General features: G+C 32.5%; 10 protein-coding genes. All 10 read right to left on the reverse strand.

Going from position 1 to position 8,514, the window contains the following annotated elements:
* Window positions 1-13 precede the first annotated feature (13 nt).
* Window positions 14-1,357 carry an exopolysaccharide biosynthesis polyprenyl glycosylphosphotransferase gene (locus ON07_RS07520; protein ID WP_010229640.1) on the reverse strand — a complete coding sequence of 448 codons (1,344 nt, stop codon included), beginning with the start codon at window positions 1,355-1,357 and terminating at the stop codon, window positions 14-16.
* Between the two features lie 32 nt (window positions 1,358-1,389).
* Window positions 1,390-2,160, reverse strand: a complete 771-nt coding sequence (locus ON07_RS07525; RefSeq protein ID WP_010229642.1) for a glycosyltransferase family 2 protein — start codon at window positions 2,158-2,160, stop codon at window positions 1,390-1,392.
* 28 nt (window positions 2,161-2,188) lie between these two features.
* The gene (locus ON07_RS16470) at window positions 2,189-2,389 is read right to left on the reverse strand and encodes a hypothetical protein (RefSeq protein ID WP_010229644.1); all 201 of its coding nucleotides are present in this window, start codon (window positions 2,387-2,389) and stop codon (window positions 2,189-2,191) included.
* Window positions 2,390-2,779: 390 nt separating this feature from the next.
* A complete protein-coding gene (locus ON07_RS07530; RefSeq protein WP_010229646.1) occupies window positions 2,780-3,751 on the reverse strand; it encodes a UDP-glucuronic acid decarboxylase family protein in 972 nt (323 codons plus the stop codon).
* Window positions 3,752-4,143: 392 nt separating this feature from the next.
* On the reverse strand, window positions 4,144-4,809 hold the full coding sequence (locus ON07_RS14865) for a glycosyltransferase family 2 protein (protein WP_010229648.1): 666 nt from the start codon (window positions 4,807-4,809) through the stop codon (window positions 4,144-4,146).
* Between the two features lie 547 nt (window positions 4,810-5,356).
* Window positions 5,357-5,959, reverse strand: a complete 603-nt coding sequence (locus ON07_RS14870) for a glycosyltransferase family 2 protein (protein WP_010229653.1) — start codon at window positions 5,957-5,959, stop codon at window positions 5,357-5,359.
* A 6-nt stretch (window positions 5,960-5,965) separates the two neighbouring features.
* A complete protein-coding gene (locus ON07_RS07550; protein WP_010229656.1) occupies window positions 5,966-6,520 on the reverse strand; it encodes an LbetaH domain-containing protein in 555 nt (184 codons plus the stop codon).
* Window positions 6,513-7,055: a glycosyltransferase gene (locus ON07_RS15935; RefSeq protein WP_050915865.1), complete on the reverse strand. Its 543-nt coding sequence runs from the start codon at window positions 7,053-7,055 to the stop codon at window positions 6,513-6,515. The genes ON07_RS07550 and ON07_RS15935 overlap by 8 nt, the downstream gene beginning before the upstream one ends.
* Window positions 7,030-7,632: a glycosyltransferase gene (locus tag ON07_RS15940; RefSeq protein ID WP_262486217.1), complete on the reverse strand. Its 603-nt coding sequence runs from the start codon at window positions 7,630-7,632 to the stop codon at window positions 7,030-7,032. Before ON07_RS15940 ends, ON07_RS15935 begins: the two co-directional genes overlap by 26 nt.
* A gap of 407 nt (window positions 7,633-8,039) precedes the next feature.
* A partial coding sequence (locus ON07_RS07560) for a glycosyltransferase (protein WP_010229657.1) occupies window positions 8,040-8,514 on the reverse strand: 475 nt, incomplete at its 5' end.

Raw genomic sequence — 8,514 nt, forward strand, 5'->3', positions numbered from 1 at the left:
TCACTATATATTATTAATAAGCTTTTTCTTCTCCGTTAAAAATCTGTCTAACCGTTGAGTATATTATAGAGAGATCCAATGCTAATGACCACTTTTCCAAATAGAAAATATCAAATCGTGTTCTATTAATAATATCAGATTTTTTAATTATTTCTCCTCGATACCCCTTTACTTGTGCTAAACCAGTTACTCCTGGTTTTCCAAAATGCCTTACCAAATACTTATCTATAGATCTTGAGTATTCCATAGTATGTAACTCCATATGAGGCCTTGGCCCCACAACACTCATCTCACCTTTTAAAACATTAAAAAACTGTGGCAATTCATCGATGCTGGTTTTCCTCAAAACTTTTCCTATTCTCGTAATTCTGGAATCATTTTTTACACACATTTTTGTGTGGGCCAATGCATTGTTAGCCATCGATCTAAATTTATAACACTGAAATTCCTTTTTATTATAACCGTGTCTTACTTGCTTAAAAAACAAAGGGTCTCGAGATTCAAACCTTGTAATTATATATAATAAAGGACATAACCACGAGAGTATTAATAAGATCACGAGAGAAGAAAAAATTATGTCGAAGACACGTTTCCCGTATTTGGCATAATTTCTCTCTAAGGGGAGTTCTCGCAAATTGATTATTGGAACATTGTCAAATAATTCTGCTTGCATTGCTCGTGTAGAAACCCCTTTATTATCTGGAACTAGCTTTAAACGCTTTAAATTATTGTCGGCAAAGGATATAAGCCTATGAAGCTCTTCATTAGAAACTTGAGATGCTAAACAATAAACCTCTTCTACTCCATTTTTTAAAATAAATTCATAACAGCTCTCTATACCTCCAAGATAATCTGGCTCTTTTGAATTTAAATTATGAAAATATCCATGATACCGATATCCAAAATCAGGCTCCCTAAATATTTCCTGAATTTTTATCATATTCTTATCTTTTCCTATAACTACTACATTTACAAAATTCCCTCCGCCAACTCTATAAAGCCTTCGAACAGAAAAGAAAAACCATCTATAAAATATAAGTAGGAATAGCAAAAAACTTAAGACAAACAGCTGATATTGTAAGGAAAACTCAATTTTCAATACGGCAAATATTGAGAAATACGTTAAACTGAAAATAAAATAATGCCTCAAGAATTTGTGAAATTTGGTAATAAACCGCTCTTTTCTTTCTATTGTATAAAAATTAAGTCCAATTGCAGTAAGTAGCCATGCAATATTATAGCCCAGTATAGCTAAAATATTTAGATAGGTGCTTGGTGTTAATAAATAAAGAGTGACATTTATAACAACCAGATGAGCACCTACCGAAAATGGTATAATAAAATGCGCCCCTTTCATGCTATGGTATTAATATGATGATATGTATGTTTTTACGTGGTTTCCTTAATTCCAGAAATCCGAGGGATTATATAATGTGGAATTTTTCTTACAATTTTAAATGCTAAGGTGAAAAGTCCATTGAGCTTATACTGACGAATAATTCTAAGATCTTCCGTAGATTTTAAAAGCTGTAATTTGGCAGATGTACTTAGACCTCCCAGTCTCATTTTCACTACCCACTCATCGAGAAAATATTTTTTAATCGCGGGATTTTTGAACCAGCGCAAAGAAATTTCGTAATCACTGGCAATAGTATATCCAGAATTGTAATACCCATATTTGATAAAAACTTCTTTACGCACAAAAATTGTAGTATGTAAAGGGATCCACCCAAAATATAGTAGGTTACTTCTAAATGGATCTGAAGGATACATCCGTTTAACCTTATTGAGATTGGTTGAATCCACAAATACACCTTTTGCATAAACCAAATCGGCTTTTGAAGATTTAAAAGCCTCTACGATATTTTGGATCGTTTCGGGTTTGTAGAAGAAATCATCCGAATTTAAAATTCCTATAATATCGCCTGTAGCCTTTTTAACTCCCTTATTTAGGGCATCAAAAATACCTTCGTCTTTTTCAGAAATATAATAATCTATTTTATCTAAATAAGGTTCTATTTTTTGTTGAGTACCATCATTAGATCCCCCATCAATTATAATATATTCTATGTTTTGATAGGTTTGAGATAATACAGAAAGAATACAACTTTCAATACAATGCGCCCTGTTATAAACAATAGTAATTATTGAAATTTTCATAAGCAGATTTAATTTTATTTAAATAGATCTATTGATATAATTCTCCGTTTTCAGGTTTTAGTAGCGCTAAACTGCTAATTACCATGGCAATTAACATCCAAACAATGTTATATACAATTAGCCCTATTGGAAAATTAGAAGTTTCCGGAATGAGCAATAAGTAAAAAACATCTGTAATACATAAATGCATCACAGTATAAAACGAGACTAGTAAAGCTTTTGATTTCATTTTATTTCTATTTAGTAATTAAACCAAAAAATTAAAATGAGGTATTTCAATTTTTATCTCGCATAATATGCATACAAGATGTGGGCATTTTATTTTTTTTAAAGGAAATCCCCTATAGACATATGAAATGACAGACCAGTAAAAACTGAACTAGTTTTCATCGCACATATTCAAAATTATGGTTGTGTAGAGTGTAATTGCCTTACTGTAGAGGTTAGGCAAATAGAATTTATAGGGGGATTAATATATTATATTCTAAAGTAGTCAAAACTATACTGAATATCAAAGACTTAAATGATTTTTTTTATCTAAAATAGCAAAATATATTATTGGGGATTATTTCCATGTGCTTATATAAGCTGAATTCACAAAGGTGGGAACTTTTAAATATCAGTTACGCAAAACAATTTTAGCTAGTTTTGTAATTCGAAGCAAAGATTCAAAATAGATTATTGTCTTTTCTAAACCTTCCTGTAGTTGAATTTTGGGTTCCCAGCCACATAAAAACTCTCTGGCTAGATCAATATCTGGCTGTCTTTGTTTAGGATCATCCGTAGGTAGCGGTTTATGAATTAGTTTAGAACTAGAGCCTGTTATATCTAAAATAGTTTTAGCTAATTCCAGCATAGTAAATTCTTTTTGATTGCCAATATTTATTGGACCGGTAAAGTTTTCATCGGTATCCATCATTCGCAACATTCCTTCTAAGAGATCATCCACATATTGAAAAGATCTTGTTTGCAATCCATTTCCGAAAATTGTAATATTTTCTCCTTTAAGAGCCTGTACAATAAAATTTGAAACTACTCTTCCATCATTTGGGTTCATATTTGGCCCATAGGTATTAAAGATCCTTACAATCTTAATTTTTACATTGTTTTGCACGTAGTAATCCATAAAAAGGGTTTCTGCACAGCGTTTCCCTTCATCATAACAGGCCCGCGGACCAATGGGGTTTACATTACCCCAATAATGCTCTGGTTGTGGATGAATATCGGGATCTCCATAAACTTCGCTCGTACTTGCTTGTAAAATTCTTGCTTTTACACGCTTTGCCAATCCTAACATATTTATAGCTCCCATTACCGAAGTTTTAATGGTTTTAATAGGATTGTATTGATAATGAACGGGTGATGCAGGACATGCCAGGTTAAAAATTTCATCTACCTCAGCAAAATAGGGTGAGGTTATATCATGCCGGACCAATTCAAAATAAGGCTTGTCCAATAAATGCACTATGTTCTTTTTACTACCGGTAAAATAATTATCTAAACAAATCACCTCGTTTCCTTCTTGTAATAACCGCTCGCAAAGATGGGAACCAATAAATCCTGCGCCTCCTGTAACCAATATTTTTTTCATACTATAAAAATTTTTACTTCAATAATTCAATATATTTTATTGCTGCTAAACTTCTCTTATTCTAAATTTCTATAAGATATTCTCAAAATAAATTAATCTGATATGTAAATATAATTTCGTCAAAATAGATTCTTTAAATTAGACGTGAGAATGTTCTACAGAAGGAATTTGATAGTTTTCTCGAATAAATTCTACTACTTATTTTTGATCATTATTGAAGCTTCGTTCCAATTCAAATATTTTTGCATCTACAAGAAACCGATACCAAAAGGCTTGTAAAACATACCAAACTAATCCTGACTTACCATCCAAAAATCCTAATTTAATTATGTAACAATAAACCAAATAGAGAATGGGGCGAATGAAAAGTGGAAGAGAAATATATCTTAATTTCAGCCAACGTTTTTTTGTTCATCTGTTCCAAAATATTTAGGCACAACTGTGTTTCCTTCAAAGATTTGATATTTTCCAGCAAGAAGATCCACCATCTTCCGGGTGGCATAAATGTTATGCTTTTGGCTCCACCAAGATAAATTATTTAGATTTTCATCTATCTGAATACAATCCAATTTAACAGATGTTCCTTCCTTTAAAACCATGTGTTCATCTTTCCATCGGTTTTCACAAAAGGCTTTTCCTCTGCGCCAAAGTTTTAAGTGCCAAACCGGATACCAACCTCCATGCAAAAGAGGTTTTCCCAGGAATATTATTTTCCGTTTAATGTACACGCCTGTAACCGTAGCAGGCAGCTTATTTAATGTTTCATTTAAATTTAAGGATTCTGATTTTTCGATATATTCATCAGCATCTATTCTCCAAACCCATTCAGAATTTATAGGGCAATTTTTTAAGGCCCAATTAAATTGAATAGAGTGGTTAACAAAAGGGTTTTGAAATACTTTTGCTCCTAATTCTTGTGCTATTGCTATAGTATTATCGTCACTAAAAGAATCTACAATGAATACCTCATTGGCAATACCTTTTAGGGAGTTAATACATCGTGCTATGTGCTTTTCTTCATTAAAAGTTAGAATGATTACTGTTATTGTACTATGCATGATGCTATTCATTTTAATTTTAAATTATTCCAATTATTAGCCTTTAGACATCGTAGGTAAAATGGAGGAAGAAACTGGGGGTATTGTTTTGGATAAAATTTTGACAAGTACCCATTCTTTACAAGAGCCTAATCGCTTATTAGGTAGAATAGTTTTTCCCGTTTTGCAGCGTAAGACGACACAATTAGCTGAAATGATGTGTTATAATTTAAAGCCAACTATAGGCTATGCATGCACCTCACTAATATGATTAGCTATTTTTTTTCGAATAAAAAGTTTGAGCCTATTTTTAATTGATTTTGCTGATTTTTAAAGATCGAGCTTGTGTTAGATTGAAGATTTTCTAATTCCTTAATTTTTGTTTGTATCTGAAGAAAATAATGAGATTTAAATTTCGAGAAATAGTATCCCTCTATTCCATCTAAAAATCCGAGTTTTAAAAAATAACTGCCAATAAAATAGCTTAAAGGCAATAGACCAAATTGCATTAATCTATATTTCATTTTTTGCCTTCTATTTAAATCTTTTAAACCTGTCTCTCTTAAGGTTAAAAAACGTTTGGCTTCCCAAGTAGAATAGGCATTATGGCGCGCAATATAAGCTCGAGGTTCTTAAAGTCGTTATGAATTACGGGCATATTAATACTTCCCACATTCCCATCTATTATAGGATGCTCGTGCACCTCCATATCCAGATGGCTCCAGGAATCCTCTAAAATTTGCTCATATTCCCCTTTCCCTATTCTAAAAAGAGCTAGCTTTTTAAATGGATCTCCATATTTTAATTGTTTATTCATAAAATAATTCCGAAAATTAATCCAAAACCCATTCATATTAGGATCCTTAATTTTTTCTTTTAATTCATCTTCAAATTCTTTGGTTATATATTCATCGGCATCCAAAAAAAACACCCATTCATTATTAATAACCAAATTTCTAAGCGCCCAATTTCTTTTTTTAGGAAAGTTACCATTCCATTTAAACTGATGTATTTCTACACCAAACTTTTCAGCAATAGCGGTAGTTGCATCTGTACTATTGGAATCGATAACCATTACCTGATCGAAATTTCTTAACAATCTTAAGCAATGAGGTAAATTAGCTTCTTCGTTCTTTACCGGTACTATAACCGTAACTGGTATCTTTTTCATATACGTTTAGTTTATTATTCTTTGTTTAATTTTTTTTGCAGGATTCCCTCCTACAACTGTCCAAGCTTCCACATTTTTAAATACCCCCGCGCGTGCAGCCACAACAGCACCTTCTTCTATAGTTACCCCCGGGGCAATAAAGGCATCTGCTGCTATCCAAACCTGGTTTTTGATCCATATAGGCTTTAGTACTAAGGGAAAATTGCTTATTGTAAAATCATGAGTAGAGGCACACAAATATGTTTTCTGAGATATATTAGTGTGATTTCCAATTACAATTTTACCTTGATTGTAACAGTCTACCTTTGGCCCAATACTGGAATGATCGCCAATCTCCAAATTCCAAGGAGCCCAAATTCTGGCACTTGCATATATATTAACCTCTTCTCCTATCTTTGCTCCAAAGCTTCTCAAAACAAATCTTCTCCATCCCTTAAAAAAAGGTAGAAAGAAAGGTCTAAATAAAAACCAGTAACAAAAATTCCAAACAATCCTACTTAGTTTATTAAAAAGACTGAAACTGGAATCATACTGTGATAGATCTACCATTGTGTTATCCATAATTCTTTTTTAGTTCAGTTATTAATTCCGTTGAGTTTTCTATATCCATAACATCCTGATAAAAATCTTGCATCATAAGTGCCACTTTTTGGATGTCATATTTTCTTTCTACCAAAGCTCTTCCTCTTATTCCCATAGATTTTAATTGTGCAGGAGAAGAGTTCATTGCTTTTTGGATGGCTTTGGCCAAGGCCTCTGCGTTAGGTTTAATCCACCAACCACATTTATTTGTTTGCAGTTCTTCCCAAGGAGTACCCGTTGTGGTTATTACAGGAACCCTAGCTGCAAGTGCCTCAATAATTACAATTCCAAAATTCTCGCTATAAGTAGGGAGCACAAAAAGATCTGACTCTTTATAAATTTTCCATTTTTCCTGATTATACACACCTCCTAAAAAATTAAAATTTGTAGTCAATCCCTTTTTAAGTATTAAATTTTTAAGGTGTTCCAAATATTTTTGGTCTCCCTCTCCGGCGATATTTATTTTCAGATTTCTATTTTTAATTAATTCAATAGCATCTATTAGTAGTTCCAACCCTTTTTTTAGGATGTATTCTAGAAAGAAATAAGATCTTTATTACCTCTGAATTTTCTTCAGGCCAATTCCTTTTTATCTTAACTTCAGAAATATCTATACCGTTTGGTATAATTGCCGCTGGAACTGTAAATCCTAGCGTTCTTATTTGTTCTAATTCAGATTCTGCTGTGGTAAGTAAATAATTCGCGTTTTTAATAGCTTCCTTTTGATACAAGGATAAGGCGATCTTTTTTTTAAGTGAATTTCGGTTCATTATATAAGGCTCCAGCATTCCATGTGGCGAAACAATAACCTTATGCCCCAACTTTTGAGCAACTTTCTGAAAAAGAGCATTCTGCGGATTCCAAATCCCATTTATATGAATTAGATCTGGTTGTTCCTCCTTGAGTATTTCAGTAAATTCTTTCTTAAAATAGAACCAACGACTAAGATTTAAATCTAAAAAAATCACTTTTGTTTTCGGTATATGAATTGGGTTCTTAGAACCACCGGTTACAATAATTAAATCTAATTGATTTGTAACCCCAGAAGCTAGAAGTTGCATGTACTTAGCAACTCCCCCCCGAAGCTTGATCTATAGAACATATAAAATGGATAACTTTCATGCTGAAAAAATTAAGATGAGTTGGCTTAACTATTTTTTAGAGTATGGGTATCTAATTTTTAATGGGAAATAGAAACTGAATGCTTCACTATATTTCCCTAATACATATTGGATACGGGGTATTTTAGAATCACCAAAATTTTGAGTTTTTTAAATCAATCCCTGTAATGCTTAAGGGTAGATAGATTACAGCCAACTAATATTGTCTGGGAAAGCAAATAAGATTTGTCCCGATAGTGAATAGTTATTAGTTATTAGTTATTCGTAAAGAAAAAACCTTAAAATTTAGAAGCAAGCCCTATGTTTTTAATTCTTTGAGGGAGATTAGCTCTTAAACTACCGGCATAATGAGCTACCAACCTGATATCTTACAAACACTAATAATTGTGCCCGCTTAGAATATTCTTATAAACTGATTCTATTTTATCTAAAGCATCAGCTGTATTAAATCTTTTAGAATTCTCCATCCCCTTTTTAATTAGTATTTCCCGTTCAATTTCAGATAAATTCAATACATCTTCTAATTTAGTAGCGCTAAGATTCACCCATTCGTCTTTCTCTCTTTCATTATCTGGAATAGGAGAAAAATAATAGCAGCTCTTTGCGCCAACCTCATTCATAGGAGCTTTATTTATGGTTATTACTGGGCAACCACTTGCCATAGCCTCTACAATTGGCCATCCAAAACCTTCCTCTAAAGAAGGAAATAATAAAACACTTGCTCCTTGATAAGAAGATCTTAATAATGTATCTGAAATATCTGAGAGAAAATGAATATCAGATCTATAGCTGGAATTCTCTTTGAGATCAATTAACTCCTTGGTAGCTGGCGATCCAACCATAATTAGGGGG

It is taken from the genome of Gillisia marina, from assembly GCF_000258765.1.
Classification (GTDB): Bacteria; Bacteroidota; Bacteroidia; order Flavobacteriales; family Flavobacteriaceae; genus Gillisia; species Gillisia marina.

Excerpts from the sequence above, each read along its gene's own strand:
- ON07_RS07520 (WP_010229640.1), bottom strand. The coding sequence starts at position 1,357 with ATGAAAGGGGCGCATTTTATTATACCATTTTCGGTAGGTGCTCATCTG.
- ON07_RS07525 (WP_010229642.1), bottom strand. The coding sequence starts at position 2,160 with ATGAAAATTTCAATAATTACTATTGTTTATAACAGGGCGCATTGTATT.
- ON07_RS16470 (WP_010229644.1), bottom strand. The coding sequence starts at position 2,389 with ATGAAATCAAAAGCTTTACTAGTCTCGTTTTATACTGTGATGCATTTA.
- ON07_RS07530 (WP_010229646.1), bottom strand. The coding sequence starts at position 3,751 with ATGAAAAAAATATTGGTTACAGGAGGCGCAGGATTTATTGGTTCCCAT.
- ON07_RS14865 (WP_010229648.1), bottom strand. The coding sequence starts at position 4,809 with ATGCATAGTACAATAACAGTAATCATTCTAACTTTTAATGAAGAAAAG.
- ON07_RS14870 (WP_010229653.1), bottom strand. The coding sequence starts at position 5,959 with ATGAAAAAGATACCAGTTACGGTTATAGTACCGGTAAAGAACGAAGAA.
- ON07_RS07550 (WP_010229656.1), bottom strand. The coding sequence starts at position 6,520 with ATGGATAACACAATGGTAGATCTATCACAGTATGATTCCAGTTTCAGT.